This window comes from Devosia sp. (assembly GCF_040509215.1).
GTDB lineage: Bacteria > Pseudomonadota > Alphaproteobacteria > Rhizobiales > Devosiaceae > Devosia.
The window spans coordinates 1-15,890 of the sequence record NZ_JBEVLL010000035.1 but is presented as its reverse complement, the minus strand read 5'-3'; the positions used below and the strand labels follow the sequence as shown (position 1 = coordinate 15,890).

Genomic DNA, 15,890 nt, shown 5'->3' with positions numbered 1-15,890 from the left:
GACGCGCTGGGCCGACGCGGAACCCGTGCCCGATGACGGCCAGGGTGTGCGCCGGCAGCGGCTTCAGCCGTTGATGGAGTATTGGGCCGGTGGATATGACTGGCGCGCGGTCGAGGCGAAGCTGAATGCGCTGCCGATGTTCCAGACGGAGATCGACGGCCTCGACATCCATTTCATTCACGTCCGCTCCCGCCACGAGAATGCGATGCCGATGGTCCTGACGCACGGCTGGCCCGGCTCTATTCTCGAGTTCCTGCAGGTCATCGGGCCGCTGACCGACCCGACGGCGCATGGCGGCAAGGCGGCAGATTCCTTCCACGTCGTCATCCCGTCGATTCCGGGCTTCGGGTTTTCCGGAAAGCCCTCGACTGCCGGCTGGGGATCTGACCGGATCGGCCGCGCCTGGTCGGCACTGATGCTGCGCCTTGGCTACGATCGCTACGTCAGCCAGGGCGGCGACTGTGGCTCGGTGATCTCGCAGCGCATGGCCCTGCAGCACGTACCGGGGTTGCTTGGCATCCACCTGAACATGCCTGCAGTGATACCGGCCGACATCGCCAGAACATTGGCCGCCGGTGACCCGGCTCCAGCCAGTCTGACGACGAAGGAGCGCGGCGCCTTCGACCAGCTTGAGGTCTTCTACCGCGACAATGCTGCATACGCGGCCATGATGAACACCCGCCCTCAAACGATCGGCTATTCACTGGTGGACTCGCCGGCCGGCATGGCCGCATGGATGTACGAGAAGATCGCGCAGTGGACCTTGAGCGGCGGCGAGCCTGAGCGCGTGCTCGGCCGTGATGCCATCCTCGACAATCTGTCTCTGTCCTGGCTGACCGGCACCGGCGCCTCGGCATCCCGCATCTACTGGGAAGATCATTCCAACAATTTCAACGCCCGCGGCGTCATCGACATGCCGGTCGCCATCAGCGTCTTCCCGGGAGAAATCTTCCGGGCGCCCAGATCATGGGCGGAGCGCTGCTACAACAACCTGTTCTATTTCAATGAGGTCAGCAACGGTGGCCACTTCGCCGCGTGGGAACAGCCGCAGTTGTTCGCGGAGGAAGTGCGCTCCGCCTTCCGATTACTTCGCTAATACAGCGTATCTCTCGCTATAACTGCGGCGCCAGCTGTTCGGTCGGTGCCGGGCTGGTTCTGAGCCTTTGCCCTCATTAGTGGGCGCGGCAAGACTCGAATCTGCAACTAGACAATTATTAGCTATGAAATCTGAGCTAGCAGGGCAGGGTTTTCACTGATAGCTGAAAAGTATTTTTGCGCGCGAAACGTACCGTAACCCGTAGCTGTTCACCCTAAATCTTTGAAATCACGCGAAATGCGAGCTCCCTCCGAGCGCATCCTACCCACGCGCCGATACGCCGTCGCTAAGTGCTTTACCTTGGGTGAGCAGCTCAAGTTCTTCGCTATCGCAATGCGCGAGACGTGCGTCTGACCATGATCGCGGGAAATGGACCGGCGGCGCTGAGCGATATGTCTGTTTGTCGAGCAACAGCAGACTTCGATCTAGAGGCCGGCGTAAGCGGCTTTTGACCCAAACCTGACCTGGACAGCCAGTCACCGTTGATCCGCAGCCTTTCATTTGCCAATCGAGTTTTTCATCTTCACCGGTCAATGCGCGCATTGCTTGGCTTGCCAAAGCCCTGGGGGATGGCCGCGAATTCATTCTGGCGGCTCAGCCGTCAGCGGAGGGCTCGTCGGCCTGGCAGCCAATCTGCAGGACTATCAAGCCGCAGGCACCTCGCGAATTGGTCGCCTCAGGCTAACAGCCTGAGACCTGGTCGAGGCGACTGGGTCAAGGCACTCCGGATGACACGAGGGAGGGGAAATCGAAGCTTGTAGGCCATGATCGATTACATGTGGCCTGCCTTCGGCAAAAGCTCAGTCGGCATAGGCTTCTGCATTGCCGCTGACGAACTCGCGAGCGACCTGGATAAAAGCCTTGAAGGCGGCCGGCGGATTTTTCCTGCCGGGATAATACAGCGCCAGCGGGGTCAGAGGTGGCGTCCAGTCTTCGAGAACGCGCACCAGTCGACCGGCGACAAGGTCGGCGCGCACATCCGCCTCCATGATGTAGCCGAGTCCGATCCCGTTTTGCGCGGCAATCCTGACAAGGCTCGGCTCATCGAGGGTGATTGGGCCTTGGACATCGATCTGCACGGCGTTGCCGTCCTTCTCGAAGCGCCAACGGAGCGGTGCGTGGTTGGGAAGACGGGCACGGATACAGCGAAACCGGTACAGGTCCGCCGGAACGATGGGCTTGCCATGAATGCGTATGAATTCCGGCGACGCGACGACGGCATTGCTGCGATGCAGGCCAAGTGACAAAGCGATCATATCGCTAGGCACGAGATCGGCCGATCGCAGGCCCATGTCAAAGCCGGCCGCAACGATGTCGACGAGCCGACCCTCCGTAACCAGATCGACATGCACCTGCGGATAGCGGCGCAGGAACGAGATGATGATTGGCGCCATCACCTCTCGGGCCGCCGACGCAAATGCGTTGATGCGCAATGTGCCGGCAGGAATCTCCTGAAGCGACTGAGCTGCGAGCATCGCGTCGCGGATGTCGGTCATGGCCGGCCCAACTCGCTCGACAAAGGTCTTTCCCGCATCGGTGAGCGATACGCTTCGCGTCGTGCGGTTGAACAGGCGAATGCCCAGGCGCTGCTCGAGTTTTGCGATGGCGTTGCTCAGCGCCGTCGTGGACATGCCGAGTTCGAGGGCGGCAGCCCGAAAGGAGCCTTGGCGGGTAATACTGAGAACAGCATCCAGGTCGGCAAGAACAGATCGAGTCATTATCCTGATTTTCGCAACTCCTCATCCTGCTTTGTCCCAGTTATCGTGTCAATCGCCTTGGCCTAGCTTGTCCTCATCGGCCACGGAGGGTCGATGCCCGCAGCTGGCAAGGGCTGCTTCGTAAACGAGGAACCAAAATGGCTTTGAAATTACCTCGCAGTATCCAGGCGTACTTCGACGCCGACCGAGATCGCGAGCCCGATGCTGTTGCTGCCTCCTTCACCGAGGACGGCACCTTGAAGGACAAGGGAAAAACCCACACGGGCCGCGAAGCCATTCGCAAGTGGATGACGGAGGAAGGGAAACAGTACGGCTACACGGTAGAGCCCTTCTTCATGGCCAACGAGAACGGGAAGACCCAGGTGACGGGTCACGCCGTTGGCGACTTCCCGGGAAGCCCGGTCGATCTTCGGTACTTCTTTGTCCTGGCGGACGACAAGATCGCCGAGCTGGAGATCAGCGTATGACTCGGTTCCTCACACTGCAGGGACGTCGAGCCCTGATCACCGGCGGCACATCAGGTGCCGGCGCCGCGACCGTGGCGCTCTTTCAGGAGTTGGGAGCCCGCGTGCTGACGACAGCGCGCACCCGGCCTGCAGACTTCTCCGCTGCAGCATTCGTCGAAGCCGATCTGACCACCGAGGCGGGAGTTCACGCCGTGGTCGATGCGGTGCATCGGGAGCTCGGCGGTCTCGATATTCTTGTGAACATGCTGGGCGGCTCTTCGGCCCCTTCAGGCGGCTTTGCCGCCCTCACCGACGTGGAATGGGACAAGGAGTTCAACCTCAACTTCTTTCCGGCCATCCGGCTTGATCGTGCCCTGATCCCCGGCATGATCCATCAGGGAAGTGGTGTCGTCATCCACGTCACCTCGATTCAGAATCGCCTCCCGCTGCCGGAGGCAACGACTGGGTACGCTTCGGCCAAGGCAGCCCTCAACACCTACAGCAAAAGCATCTCCAAGGAGGTCTCTCCGAAGGGCATACGGGTGGTGCGGGTTTCTCCCGGCTGGATCGCCAGTCCGGGATCCAATGGTCTGGCCCAGCGCATCGCCGAAGAAGCCGACATCAGCTATGCCGACGCGGTAGAGGTGATCATGAAGTCGCTCGGCGGCATACCGCTGGGACGACCGGCCGCGCCGGAGGAGGTCGCCGACATGATCGCTTTCCTTGCCTCGGATCGGGCCAAGTCGATTTCCGGGTCAGAGCATGTGATCGACGGTGGCACCATTCCTACCGCCTGATTAGCCGGTGTGTGCGCACCATAGGTGGCTTCCAGCGACTTTATGCGGCATGCCGCTAAGGTCGCTAGTAGCCGTAAGCAATCCATCCGGCGATGTCATCGCCGTAGTCGGCTTTGGCCAGAAGCGGACCCGACCGAATGCGGCGTCAGGCAGGCCAGCAGCCGACGGCAGAAGGGCGACCTAACGTCGAGGGAATGTCTATTCAGCCTGGTTGGATCAGGGAGTACCAGGCCTCGGGCGGATGAGCCCAAGCTTTCCAATGCAGCTGACCCAAGCAGACTCGTATCGTGAGTAAAGCAAAGCAAAGAGGTTCAAAGCAGCTTCTGCGAGGGCCTTCTCGGCCAGCACGGCGCCATAATCATGCTAGCCGCCGGACTGGCGAGAAAAATCACCGCCTTATCAACTTCGCGAGGTTCGGCGAAGGCCCGCGGACTTCAGGCTGCGCTGTAGCTCTGCACCAGGGGCATGCGACCAGTTGTTTGAAGTGATGTTACGCAGCGGATCGCACGGAAGAGCGGCGCAAATCGGTGATCACCAACGAAACGGCCGAGACGAAAAAGTAGAAGGCTCCGAACGCGGCGTAGCCGGCAACATCGCCAATACCGATATTGGTAAGAATCCCCGCCCGGTAAATGAAGAAGCCTCCCGCTAGCGTCGACTGCGCGCCGCTCAGGATCATCGCCCATTGTGCGTCGGCCAATTTCCAGCGGCGGATGCCGGTCGCGAGCTGCAGAAGCCCTGCGACGACCGCCCAGGTTCCAAAGATGGAAAGCACGATTTTCATGCTCTGCATCAGCGCGATGGCAACCGCGAGCGCCGTAATGACGCTGACGAAGAAATTAATCAGCTGGCTCTTGTTCGTGGTGAGCCCACCGCTGCGTTGCGCGTCAAGATAGTTGGCCAGCGCATCCCACAAGGGATAGGCCACCAGCATGATGGCGGAAAGGTAAAAATTGTTCTTGGCGATTGTAAGGGCAGCAACTGCCCATAGGGCGGCGACCGCAAAGCGCGTGAAGTAATAGCGCTTGAGCCAGGCATCAGTATTTGGAGCACGCCGTGTGTCGCCAAGTTTCATATCAGTCTCTTTCTTATTGGTAGTTGTTCGTCCGCTTGATAGCCGCAGGTCCGCAGCGCGGCCTACATAGTCGAGCAGAAATGTCATCGCTCTTTGCTCGCTCGACATGACCAACTACGAGGGAATTCCGACGGCTGTTACTGCGCCGGATGAAAATATCGCCGTTGACGTGCTCGTGAACAATGCCGGATGCAGCACGAAGGCACTGGAGGACACAAGCATGGATGATTTGCAGCGTCAGTTTGTGTCCGATATGTTTGGGCTTCCTGATCGAGGTTGTGCAGCCCAGCGTGAGGAAACGCTTCGTTTCGCGGAAATTGTATGTCTCCCAATAGCACGTCATATCAGCGAGCCAAATCGCGTTACTCCCTATTGCAATTAGGAACCAACCGGTCTACATTTCACAAATGACGACTACGACTTCTCAACTTCCTGTCGGTCGCCCCCGCGAATTCGATATCGACGAGGCGGTAAGGCGAGCCATACATATCTTTTGGGATCGTGGGTTTCACGACGCATCGTTGCCTGACCTCCTTGCCGGAATGAAGCTCTCGAAGGGCAGTTTCTACAAGGCTTTCGGTGACAAGAAGTCCGTCTTCCTGCGCGCGCTCAAGCTCTATACGGACGACGGCGTGCAAAACGTCCAGGAAGTTCTTCGATCCGATCCTTCGCCGAAGGTGGCCATCCGCAACGCTTTAGTGCGGTATGCGGACTTGTCTTCTGGAAGCAAGGGTATTCGCGGATGCTTCGGTGTGTTGGCCGCTGCTGAGATGTTGCCGGGAGATCCAGACATCGCAGACCTGATCAAGCGTCTTTTCACCCGGCTCCAAGACTTGTTCGCTACCGCGGTAGCGAAAGGACAAGCTGTCGGCGAGATCAAGAATAGTAGCGACCCTCGCGTCATAGCGCACTTCATTGTCTCGCACGCGCAGGGCATGAGAGTGCTCGGAAAAGTTGGATCACGTCGGGACGAAATGCTGAAAGATATTGATCTCCTGATGGAGGCTATTTTTTAAAGCGTAATTAGGAACCGATTGGTTCCGAATATTGTTGTATCGAAGGTCGGCTTTGCGACCGTAGGAGGTTCAATGTTCGAAGATCTCGTAAGAGAGGCGCCGGCCCGATCGAGGCGCTGGCTTGAGCAGATGGTGCCGCTGCCGGGCGCGTACTTGCCACCACTGGATCATATAACGTCATCGTGGCTCCGCCTCCAATCAAGAGGATTTCGAATTCTGGCGTCGCATAGAGGAATTGATGTAACAAACTCTCACGCGAGGTTATTGGCGCGCCTCTTGCTGATCGGTGCAGTAACAATCCCTCTGTCGGGTTGCGTAAGTAGCAGCGGACTGATTGAGGCAGAAATCAGCAGCACACCTGTCGAGTACGCTCAGCTAATCGACGGACCTCACACGATACCGGCGGTCGACATATCCGACATCGATTCAGAAATGTTGCGCCAGCGCGTGGACTATCCGACGGGTGAGCCAGTCGGAACGATCGTCGTAGATACGGCTGCTCGTCACCTTTACTTGGTGGAGGGTGACGGGAAGGCTATGCGCTACGGCATTGGAGTTGGCAAAGAAGGGCTTGCCTTTGCGGGCGCCGCTATCGTTAAGCGAAAGGCAGAATGGCCGCATTGGAGGCCAACAAAGAACATGATGGATCGGGAGCCGGCGCGGTATCGGCATCTCGCCAGCGGGTTGGTGGGCGGCCTTGGCAATCCGCTCGGTCCCCGCGCTCTATACCTTTATCAAGGCGATCAGGACACGTTGTTCCGTATTCATGGAACGACTGAGCCGGAGACAATCGGCGGCGCTGTTTCGAGCGGGTGCATTCGACTAATAAATCAGGACATCGTCGATCTGTATAGGCGGGTCAGGATTGGAAGTCGCGTCGTCGTGATTCAGCGCAGCCGCGAGTTAAGTTCGTGAGCGCGACCTCGAGAATTGGTCACCACGGCCGGACGCCATCGTTAATCTGCGGCCAGAATCCAAATCCACCACTGCCGTCAAATCCTGGCGCGGCATCATGCAGCCGCTTTCAGCGGCCCTAGCGTGGGTGGTCTGATAACAACTCGGAGAAGAAGTAATGAAAACCTGGCTCATCACAGGCTGCTCAAGCGGCTTCGGCCAGCGGCTGGCGCTCGCTGCAGCACAGCGCGGCGATCAGGTGATCGCGACGGCCCGCAATGTCAAGACGATCAAGGAAATGGCCCAGCCTTTCGGCGGCGGCATGATCACTTTGCCGTTCGATGTGACCGATGCGGCGGCAGCCAAGGCGACGGTCGCGAAGGCGGTCGAGACTTTTGGCGGGTTTGACGTGCTGGTAAACAATGCTGGCTATGGGTTGTTCGGCGCGATCGAAGAAGGCACGCCGGAAGAATATCGGCCGATGTTCGAGGTGAACGTCTTTGGTTTGATCGAGACTACCAGAGCCGCTTTGCCCGTCCTGCGACGTACGAGAGGAACGATCGTCAACATGTCGTCCGGCGCGGGCATCGCGGGCGGCGGCGGCGGAGGTTATTACAATGCCGCCAAGTTTGCCGTGGAAGGAATTTCCGAAGCGCTCGCCGGCGAGCTGGAGCCGTTCGGCGTCCGCGTGCTGATCATCGAACCTGGGCCGTTTCGTACCGATTTCCTTGGCCGTTCGATCACGATGGCAGCCAGCGAGATGCCGGAATACGCCACGAGTTCGCGCAGGCACTATCGTGAAACTAACAACGGCAGTCAGGCGGGCGATCCTGCCAAGGCGATCGCGGTCATCCTGCGGGCAGTTGACGCCGATCACGCCCCGCTTCATCTGCCGCTCGGCCCGATTGCGCACGCGATCGCCGAGCGAAAGCTGACTGCGTTTCGCAGCGATATCGACGCCTGGCGCGACATCACGATCGCAACCGATTTTGAGCAGCCCTGAGCTGCTGGCACGAGCGTTGTGTCAACGCCAACATCTGACTGGAAATCGATCATGATCGCCACTTTGAGGGGGTTTACCCAGCAGCTGGTGCCTGTGAACGGCATCAAAATCAACGCCGTCACGGGAGGCTCAGGACCGCCGATCCTTCTGCTTCACGGCTGGCCGGAAACATGGTGGGAATGGCACAAGGTGATGCCGCTGCTGGCCGAGCATTTCAGCGTGGTGGCCCTGGATCTGCGCGGCGCAGGCTTTTCCGACTGCCCGCTCGACGGCTATGACAAGGCGACGATGGCGCGCGACGCGCATGAAGTGATGATTGCCCTTGGGCATGAACGTTACGCCGCATGCGGGCATGACATCGGCGGCATGGTCGCTCTACCGCAGGCCGCCATCTATCGGAAGGCTGTTACCCATTTGGCCGTCCTCGACGTTCCGCTTCCCGGCTGGACCGGGTGGGAGGCGACGACTGCAAGGCTTTGGCACTTCAGCTTCCACATGAAACGGGACCTACCCGAGCGTCTGATTCATGGCCACGAATATGACTATGTTTCAACTTTTATGGCAGAGCGGTTCTACGATCACAGCAACTTCAATCCGACGGACATCGAGATATACGCCAATGCGATGGCGCTTCCTGGCCGCACGCGCGGCGGTATGGAATGGTACCGCACCCTCGCGGCCGATCATGCGACTGCGCTTGAGTACAAGAAGCAACCGCTCGAAATACCGGTGCTTGGCTTGGGTGGGGACCAACGGTTCGGAGCGCAGATGGTGCCGATGCTCAAGGAGTTCGCCACGAATGTGACGGGCCGCTCGATCGCGAGGTGCAGCCACTATGTCGCGGACGAGCGGCCGGATGAAATATCAGCCGCTCTGATTGAGTTTCTCAAGGCCAACTGAAGCCTGGTGCCCCGCGTCGTCGTGGGACGGGCCGATCGCGAGGCTCCGAGCAAATTGCGCCCGCAGCCGATCGCAATGGATCGAATAAATAGCAAAGGAGACCATGATGAAAGAACCAGTCATTCGCGGCGTCAATCATGTCGGCATCACGGTGCCCGACATCGAAGCAGCAAAATCGTTCCTGGTGGAAGCTTTTGGCGGCCAGGTGATCTACCAGTCCTTCGGACCGCAGGACCCGCCGCGGCAGGGCCCCGAATTCGAGCGGGCCGTTGGTGCTTTTCCCGGAACGATCGTGCGTGCACAGGCAATGGTCAAGATCGGGTCCGGACCCGATATCGAGCTGTTCGAAATGCTCGGTCCCGAGCAAGCCAAGCCGATCCGGGCGAGCGACTTCGGCATCACGCACTTCGCTCTCTACACCGATGACATCGAGGCATCGGTTGAGCGCTTCGAAAAGGCAGGAGGCACACCCCTTACCGCACCGCGCGCTATTCCCTATGCAACCGAGAAAGGTCCTGGAAACAAGGTCTGCTACTGCCGCATGCCGTGGGGCACGACGATGGAATTCATCACCACGCCAGATCGCATGCCCTACCACGATCAGACGGACTTGCGGAGGTGGCAAGACGAGGATTGAGAGTGGGAGAGAGCACCGGCTTTGAACATTTGATATGCCGTACGCATGGCCCGGCTCGGCGCCCGGGGGGCACCACGACCTTTCGAAACAGGTCCATCGGGACCGCTGCCTCATCCGGGATATGCGCCCGAATGGGAGCGGTGAGGTGACACCGGACGCCGCGCGTCGCCCGCGAACGCTCGCCGCTACCCGATTTATTCGAGACCGTTTGGAATCGCATCATAAACAGCGCGCGCCGAGTACGAATGGCGCAGGGTCTATCAGCTTACAATTATTCTTGATGACAAGTTAGAGAGGCGAATCATGACAAATGCAACGATGATAGTGACTTGCAGCGGTGGCACATATTTCGATCGCAACTATTATGTCGATGTGCACTTGCCGTTGGCACTCGCAAGCTGGCAGAAGCATGGCCTCGAAAGTGCCGCCGCCTTCTTCCCCCGAGACTTCGATTCAGTGGATGTCTCCGTGGGAATTTATCGGTTTCGCGATGAGGCCGCGCTGCACGCGGCACTTGCATCTGCCGAAACAGACGTAGTTATGGACGACGTCCCCCGGTTTACTGACGCTCACGTTTCCCGAATAATCGGTACGCCGCTCTGATTGCTTGTTGTCGCAAAGCACAGGGCGGTCACGCATCTATTTCGACAGATTAGGCTCACGCCTCACTGATCAGACAAGTTTGTGGTATTGACGCCTGTCGCTGCTCAGTGCTGCCTCGACAGCGCGCTTCCGCTTTTGGCCCTTAGCGGACCACCATGATCCGACAATCCATTTCCGAGATTGCAGCCTGAGCGGACCTGGTCTTCGCTGCGAGGACGCCGCGCCGCCGGAGTGACCAGGCGGCCTGCCAGCAAATATCCTTTTAGGCCGCCGCTCTGTGAGCCGCCGATGCGTCGCTTTCCACTAAACCCCTCGATTTGCCTCAAAATCCAACTTGTGCTGTTGCGTATGAGCGCTTCCAACGGCTTAGCATACTCAGGGTCGCCGCCTCAGGAAGCTGAAGGGCAGGCGGAGGCACTGCATCCGAGCCACCCATCTCGAAACAGAGAATGATTTTCTCGTAGGGCTTTTGAGCTCGGCCCAATAAAAAAGCCTCAGCATCGCGGGGAGCTAAATGCTGAGGCCATTTGGGGTGTCTCGCGAGGGACGAGAACAAGATTTCAACTACGGTCCACAGCGTTCGTTCCCACTTGGGTTAGGCAGAATCTGGCCCAGCAACCGTTCTCTCAGACGTCCAGTGTCTTTGACCCGCCCATCGCTTTGATGCCTATCGGGGGTCGTGGGTGGGACAAAGTGAGCGACGCAAACGGGCGTTGATTAACCCCATGCCGCTTTGACGGCCTCCCGGACCTTGTCGGACGGCCCACTGAGGTCGACGCGTCTGCCATACCTGCGCTCCATCGCTGCCTCGACCGCCTCGCGCTCGTCGGCGGCCATGGTCTTCAGAGAAACGGTGGTCGGCCAATCCATCCGCCAGACCTTCTCGGCGATTTCCTCGATTGTCATGGATTGACCCATAACCAATCACGGGTATGGCGCGCAAACCGGGGCTGTGGACAGGTGTGGGCAAATAAAAGCGGCTTCAGCGGGTTGGGGGCTGGATGCAGAAGCCGTTCAAACCTGCTGATGAAATCAGGGTGGTCCAAATGTCGGGATGAATCAGGGTCGTATTCAGGCAGCCATGCGCTGCTCGGCTTCGGCCTTGGTTCGGCACTCGGCGGCAAACGCCTGAAGCCGCTCAACGGTCAGAGCATCCATCGCACTGCGCGCAAGGCGTTCGGCGCGGGCGGCTTGGTCTCTCAGATACTGTACCTCGGTCATGGCCACACCCTCCGCCTAGACAATTTGAAACAGATTGCTTCGTTCCGACGATGCTCCATTCTTGCCTAATGAGCTGTGAACATCCGTGAGGTGGCTCACGCGGCAGCTGATTTTCGAAAGCCTTTAGGCGTGATTATTTCGGCCCTCGGCGAGATGCTTTGCGGGGAGACGCAGTGGACCCGCGCCGCTTTGTCTTGAGCTTTGGAAGGCGGCTGCGGCTTAACGTACGACTTTGGGGTGTGGTCATCACTCAACGTAAGAAAGACAAGCTTCAAGAAGATACTGTCACATCGATTCGAACGTCGGCGTGAACATGCTCGGCGTGTGTGGCATAGCGTTGACGATTGATCTGGCGACAGCGCCTCAGGAATCTGATCCGCGATATTCACAGCAGCTAAGCAATCGAGCGAAAAACGGTTGGCCGGCTGATTAGCCTTAGCTCGCGTCGGAAAATACGTCCCCTCGACGGCAGCGCTGACGTGTTTATCTCTGTCCGAAGAGTTAGGAACGACCCGGTCTCCCAGCCGCTTGGTCTAGCTTGGAGACGTATTATGCACATATCGGATTTTGGGCACTCAAACGAAGCGCAGTGCTTGCAGGTAATCACCTTATTTTCGGCTATTGACGAGCCGGACGTCAGAGACAAGGTCGTGGAGTTGATAAAGGCGCTCGCAAATACCACCGGTCAGCTAAATCACGAGCGATGAGAACTGTTTCTTCTCTTTGCGACTAAGGCACTGGTCTGCCGCCCGCTCGGTGGACGAAAGGTGCCTGCCGTTCCGCGTAGAAGCAACGTTGTTCTCAGATCAGCTAATTGCGGCGGAGCGATTGAGGCTGGAGCGGGTATATAGGCTGAGAAACGACGGAACTTCGGCTGCCGGAATGGCTCTGCAAAATAGATGACCTTGCCCCCCGCTGCAGCCATTAGTTCTGAGATACTCAAGCTGTTGCGGCCGTTCGACGCCCTCCGCCGTCGTCGATAGCCCCAATCCTCTAGCCAGGCCGAGGATCGCTCGCACAATTTCTCTCGCCTCTTCATTCTCCTCCAACCGAGACACAAAACTACGATCAATCTTAATTTTATCAGGATGGAATGACATGAGCTGACTCAGCGTCGCATATCCTGTTCCGAAATCATCAAGCGCAATACGGATTCCCGCCTGTCGCAGCAAGTTGATAGTATCCTGGGCGATGCGGAGATTATCAACGAGCGCACTCTCTGTTATCTCAAGCTCCAAACGGCTCGGGCGTAAACCCGATTGAGCCAGTTGTGCTAGGATCCGTAAACCTAGGGTATGATCACGCAACGAAGCCGGCGAGATGTTGAAAGCGAGGGTAAGAGGCTCTGGCCACGCCGCGGCGTCCCGGCATGCTTGGTCAAAAAGCCTGGAGCTCAGCGTGCTAATCAAGCCATCTTGTTCCGCAATTGGGATGAAAACATCGGGAGGCACTTGGCCTAAATTTTCACTTTCCCAACGCGCAAGAGCCTCGAATCCTAATATGCGACCGTCATCCAGTGAAACGATCGGCTGGTAGTATGGGACGATAATATTGCCTGACGCAATGGCTTCTCGAAGTTCATGCTTCAGCTGATCGCGATGCTCGCTTACCAAGTCAATGTCGGCCTCAAAATGACGGACAGTCGAACGGCCTAGAGCTTTTGCACGATATAGTGCGCGGTCAGCACGCCTCAGCAAATCGTCTGGATGTCGGCCATCATCGGGTGACAACACGATGCCGATCCCGACGCCGAGCACTATACCAAGCTCGTCAACAACGAAGGGCTCAGCGAGTGCCTCGATAATACGGTAAGCAACCTCTTGTGCTTCATGCGAGGAGTTTGCGCGAATGATGATTGCAAATTCATCTCCGCCAACTCGCGCGAAACAGTGGTCCGACGGAAGAATGGCTGATACCTTTTCGCAGAACGCTTTGAGTGTTCGGTCTCCTACGGCATGCCCGTGTGTGTCATTCACGGCTTTAAATCCGTCAAGATCGAGCAACAGAATGGCGATTTGCTTTTCCGTATCCACTTCCTGCAGGCATGAGCCTAATTGTTCTTCAAATCGGCGACGATTGGCCAACCCTGTTAGCGGATCGTGGAAGGCCAAATGCCGGATCTCTGCCTCGGCTTCGCGAAAGGGAGATATGTCTGTCACGGACGCAACCAGGTACTCAATTCCGTAGAGTCGCGCCATTCGTTTACGTGTGATGACGTGTCGAACACGCCCAGTACCGTCCGTTATCTGTTCCTCGTTTTCCCACTCTTCTCCAGTTTCAAACACACGCTCATCTGCAGCGTGAAAGACTCGGACTTGCTCGGCAGGAAACAGCTCAAGATCGGAGCAGTTAAGCAAGGTTGAGCGGGAGTATCCGAAGAACGCGCACGCACTCTCGTTCGCCATCACTATCTGATGTGAACGATCCTTCGCGAAGATGGGATTCGGTACAGCATCAATGATCGTTTGCACGCTATCAAATCGATAGGGACGAGAAGTCATAAATGCGTGGTCCGGTCGATACTTTCAGATGATGGAGTTGTCGCGCGGCATGTTTAAAGCCAGCCTGCGCGGATGAGCACTCAGCCAACTCCCCTATCGATTTTAATTTGCGATAAAGTTTTCGAACACGAACGTCAAAGCAAGGGCGGCAGGATGCCTCGTTTGATTGTTACAGCAGCACACGGTCGAAAACACAGCGGAGAGTCCGGACAATCCTTGAACGCCTTAAGCCGCCGTTTATAGGCCATTAGCAGTTTTCTGTTCGAGGATAACGGTCTCCCGCCACAATATCTTCCGAATCATGTAAAGATCGGTTCGCGCTTGATGGGCGTTTTGGGACAGCTCGGCCTCCGGCCCCCCTCGTCGAGCTGTCCCTCCGATACAAAGGTGGCCTCGATGACGAGCAGCGACACCAGTATTACCGTCTATTTCGCCTGTCCTCATTGCTCCGTCGTCTATGGGTCTGCACAGACTCATTCAGAAGAGCACGGCCCTGGCGAGTTTCACTGCAGCGGATGCGCTACGCTGGTCCACGTATGGACGGTAGCTACGAGTTCAGCCAATGGCATGTCGTAGGTATTGAAACGCCGCGCAACAAGCGGGCTCGTGTGCGGAGGCTCCGAGCAACTGGCCGTGGCGACTTCAATCAGCCTGCATGTCAGAGCTAAAATCAGACCTGTCGACGCCTGCAACCACGCCCCCGCCACGTGAGGGATCTGTGCAGGCAGCATCGGTGCAAATCCACTCGACACAGCAATGAAGGCGGATGAACCGTTAGAGTGCACTCGCGTAGATATTAATGCTTTGTAAATACGAGACAAATTCGATTTGTGTCTCGCCAGCTACAGCATTCTTCGAAAATTTCTATACGTTCCCAGACGACATTTCGTCGAGACGATTCTCTGGGGACCATTATGAAGAAGCTTTTTGCGGCGCTCGCGCTCACAGTAGCAATTACGGGCTCGGCGTCCGCTGCCGACCTTGCTGCTCGTCCATACACCAAAGCGCCAATGGCGCCGGCCCCAACCTACAGCTGGACGGGATTTTACATATTTGGTGGTGGCGGTGGCGGCATCTGGTCGGCCAACGGTGGTGTCGATGTCACTGCGACGGGCGCCTGCATCATCTGCACGAATACCCGCACGGGTGGCGATGGTTGGTTCGGCACGGTCGGTGCTGGTTATGACTGGCAGAGCGCAGGTTGGGTTTTCGGCATCTTCGGCGATGGCACATTCGGTAGTCTGAAAGGCAACATCGGCGATGCAAGCAGTTTGAACGCTCTCGTTCCTGCCGTTGGTACCGTCAAGATGGAGACAGCCTGGGCAGCCGGTGCACGCGTCGGTTATCTTGTCGCTCCGAACGTTCTCTCTTACGTAAATGGCGGCTACACCGGGACGTATTGGTCCGGGAGCACCCTGCTAAGCTCGTTCACCGGTACCCCGACTGGTTTTCATACCGACGGCTTCAATACTCAGGGCTGGTTCGTCGGCGGCGGCGTTGAGAACAATCTGAATATCTTCGGTATCAACGCCCCAGGCTGGTTTATGAAGACCGAATACCGTGCCGCCTATCTTGATCGCAAGAATCTTCAGGAGAGAGTTGACGGCACTGGGGCACCGACTGGCATTAACATCACGTTCAAGCCATTCGTGCAGACGATCAGCACCTCGCTCGTGTACCGCTTCAACTGGACAGGTGTGGCGAGCAGATACTGATCTGGCTCAGCCAATCCGATCAGCTAAAGCCCCAGCACGTCTGGGGCTTTTTGCGTTATCTTCATAGTCAGCAATTGCCCCTGCGATTATAGCCATCTTGGAAGGACCGCCAATCCCGCGGCAGCGCTGATAAGCCTATCGTTATTCGTTTACGTTGAAGTTTTCGGGTTGAGGTTTGCATTCCTAACGAATGCCGGCCAAAGCTGGTAGACGCGTGCGCGATATTCCATATAGGTCAAGCGGCTTTGGCTTCTGCTTCCTCGACGAT

General features: G+C 57.6%; 16 protein-coding genes. 11 read left to right on the top strand and 5 right to left on the bottom strand.

The window, feature by feature from the left end:
* Positions 1 to 1,096 (top strand): epoxide hydrolase family protein (locus tag ABW043_RS01725; protein ID WP_353919517.1); only part of this gene is annotated, 1,096 nt, incomplete at its 5' end.
* Between the two features lie 800 nt (positions 1,097 to 1,896).
* Here the strand turns inward: ABW043_RS01725 and ABW043_RS01720 are convergent.
* A complete protein-coding gene (locus ABW043_RS01720; RefSeq protein ID WP_353919516.1) occupies positions 1,897 to 2,814 on the bottom strand; it encodes a LysR substrate-binding domain-containing protein in 918 nt (305 codons plus the stop codon).
* A gap of 137 nt (positions 2,815 to 2,951) precedes the next feature.
* Here ABW043_RS01720 and ABW043_RS01715 point away from each other — a divergent pair, with 137 nt between their 5' ends.
* Together ABW043_RS01715 and ABW043_RS01710 are read left to right on the top strand one after the other, a co-directional pair.
* Entirely contained in the window at positions 2,952 to 3,281 is a 330-nt protein-coding gene (locus ABW043_RS01715; protein ID WP_353919515.1) for a nuclear transport factor 2 family protein, read from the top strand.
* Entirely contained in the window at positions 3,278 to 4,057 is a 780-nt protein-coding gene (locus ABW043_RS01710) for an SDR family oxidoreductase (RefSeq protein ID WP_353919514.1), read from the top strand. The genes ABW043_RS01715 and ABW043_RS01710 overlap by 4 nt, the downstream gene beginning before the upstream one ends.
* A 490-nt stretch (positions 4,058 to 4,547) precedes the next feature.
* Here the strand turns inward: ABW043_RS01710 and ABW043_RS01705 are convergent, their stop codons facing one another.
* Entirely contained in the window at positions 4,548 to 5,132 is a 585-nt protein-coding gene (locus ABW043_RS01705; protein ID WP_353919519.1) for a DUF308 domain-containing protein, read from the bottom strand.
* Positions 5,133 to 5,238: 106 nt separating this feature from the next.
* Between ABW043_RS01705 and ABW043_RS01700 the strand changes: the two genes are divergently transcribed.
* From ABW043_RS01700 to ABW043_RS01670, 7 genes are all read left to right on the top strand, one after another.
* A complete protein-coding gene (locus ABW043_RS01700; protein ID WP_353919513.1) occupies positions 5,239 to 5,514 on the top strand; it encodes a hypothetical protein in 276 nt (91 codons plus the stop codon).
* Positions 5,515 to 5,539: 25 nt separating this feature from the next.
* Positions 5,540 to 6,148, top strand: coding sequence for a TetR/AcrR family transcriptional regulator (locus tag ABW043_RS01695; protein WP_353919512.1), 609 nt, complete (start codon positions 5,540 to 5,542; stop codon positions 6,146 to 6,148).
* Between the two features lie 264 nt (positions 6,149 to 6,412).
* Positions 6,413 to 7,063: a L,D-transpeptidase gene (locus ABW043_RS01690; RefSeq protein WP_353919518.1), complete on the top strand. Its 651-nt coding sequence runs from the start codon at positions 6,413 to 6,415 to the stop codon at positions 7,061 to 7,063.
* Positions 7,064 to 7,220: 157 nt separating this feature from the next.
* The gene (locus ABW043_RS01685; RefSeq protein WP_353919511.1) at positions 7,221 to 8,045 is read left to right on the top strand and encodes an oxidoreductase; all 825 of its coding nucleotides are present in this window, start codon (positions 7,221 to 7,223) and stop codon (positions 8,043 to 8,045) included.
* Between the two features lie 51 nt (positions 8,046 to 8,096).
* The gene (locus ABW043_RS01680) at positions 8,097 to 8,945 is read left to right on the top strand and encodes an alpha/beta fold hydrolase (RefSeq protein ID WP_353919510.1); all 849 of its coding nucleotides are present in this window, start codon (positions 8,097 to 8,099) and stop codon (positions 8,943 to 8,945) included.
* 106 nt (positions 8,946 to 9,051) lie between these two features.
* Positions 9,052 to 9,582 (top strand): VOC family protein, encoded by a 531-nt coding sequence (locus ABW043_RS01675; protein WP_353919509.1) that lies wholly within the window; start codon positions 9,052 to 9,054, stop codon positions 9,580 to 9,582.
* 303 nt (positions 9,583 to 9,885) lie between these two features.
* Positions 9,886 to 10,185 (top strand): hypothetical protein, encoded by a 300-nt coding sequence (locus ABW043_RS01670; RefSeq protein WP_353919508.1) that lies wholly within the window; start codon positions 9,886 to 9,888, stop codon positions 10,183 to 10,185.
* A 717-nt stretch (positions 10,186 to 10,902) separates the two neighbouring features.
* Here the strand turns inward: ABW043_RS01670 and ABW043_RS01665 are convergent.
* The 3 genes from ABW043_RS01665 to ABW043_RS01655 form a co-directional block, all read right to left on the bottom strand.
* Positions 10,903 to 11,091: a hypothetical protein gene (locus ABW043_RS01665; RefSeq protein WP_353919507.1), complete on the bottom strand. Its 189-nt coding sequence runs from the start codon at positions 11,089 to 11,091 to the stop codon at positions 10,903 to 10,905.
* Between the two features lie 165 nt (positions 11,092 to 11,256).
* Entirely contained in the window at positions 11,257 to 11,406 is a 150-nt protein-coding gene (locus ABW043_RS01660) for a hypothetical protein (RefSeq protein WP_353919506.1), read from the bottom strand.
* Between the two features lie 806 nt (positions 11,407 to 12,212).
* On the bottom strand, positions 12,213 to 13,907 hold the full coding sequence (locus ABW043_RS01655) for an EAL domain-containing protein (protein WP_353919505.1): 1,695 nt from the start codon (positions 13,905 to 13,907) through the stop codon (positions 12,213 to 12,215).
* A gap of 914 nt (positions 13,908 to 14,821) precedes the next feature.
* Between ABW043_RS01655 and ABW043_RS01650 the strand changes: the two genes are divergently transcribed.
* Positions 14,822 to 15,622 carry an outer membrane protein gene (locus ABW043_RS01650; RefSeq protein ID WP_353919504.1) on the top strand — a complete coding sequence of 267 codons (801 nt, stop codon included), beginning with the start codon at positions 14,822 to 14,824 and terminating at the stop codon, positions 15,620 to 15,622.
* The last annotated feature ends 268 nt before the right edge of the window (positions 15,623 to 15,890 follow it).

Bases quoted from the DNA above. Each gene is read 5' to 3' on its own strand.
- ABW043_RS01660 (WP_353919506.1), bottom strand. From the start codon at position 11,406: ATGACCGAGGTACAGTATCTGAGAGACCAAGCCGCCCGCGCCGAACGC.
- ABW043_RS01675 (WP_353919509.1), top strand. From the start codon at position 9,052: ATGAAAGAACCAGTCATTCGCGGCGTCAATCATGTCGGCATCACGGTG.
- ABW043_RS01685 (WP_353919511.1), top strand. From the start codon at position 7,221: ATGAAAACCTGGCTCATCACAGGCTGCTCAAGCGGCTTCGGCCAGCGG.
- ABW043_RS01695 (WP_353919512.1), top strand. From the start codon at position 5,540: ATGACGACTACGACTTCTCAACTTCCTGTCGGTCGCCCCCGCGAATTC.
- ABW043_RS01680 (WP_353919510.1), top strand. From the start codon at position 8,097: ATGATCGCCACTTTGAGGGGGTTTACCCAGCAGCTGGTGCCTGTGAAC.
- ABW043_RS01710 (WP_353919514.1), top strand. From the start codon at position 3,278: ATGACTCGGTTCCTCACACTGCAGGGACGTCGAGCCCTGATCACCGGC.
- ABW043_RS01705 (WP_353919519.1), bottom strand. From the start codon at position 5,132: ATGAAACTTGGCGACACACGGCGTGCTCCAAATACTGATGCCTGGCTC.
- ABW043_RS01665 (WP_353919507.1), bottom strand. From the start codon at position 11,091: ATGACAATCGAGGAAATCGCCGAGAAGGTCTGGCGGATGGATTGGCCG.
- ABW043_RS01655 (WP_353919505.1), bottom strand. From the start codon at position 13,907: ATGACTTCTCGTCCCTATCGATTTGATAGCGTGCAAACGATCATTGAT.
- ABW043_RS01715 (WP_353919515.1), top strand. From the start codon at position 2,952: ATGGCTTTGAAATTACCTCGCAGTATCCAGGCGTACTTCGACGCCGAC.
- ABW043_RS01650 (WP_353919504.1), top strand. From the start codon at position 14,822: ATGAAGAAGCTTTTTGCGGCGCTCGCGCTCACAGTAGCAATTACGGGC.
- ABW043_RS01700 (WP_353919513.1), top strand. From the start codon at position 5,239: ATGACCAACTACGAGGGAATTCCGACGGCTGTTACTGCGCCGGATGAA.
- ABW043_RS01670 (WP_353919508.1), top strand. From the start codon at position 9,886: ATGACAAATGCAACGATGATAGTGACTTGCAGCGGTGGCACATATTTC.
- ABW043_RS01720 (WP_353919516.1), bottom strand. From the start codon at position 2,814: ATGACTCGATCTGTTCTTGCCGACCTGGATGCTGTTCTCAGTATTACC.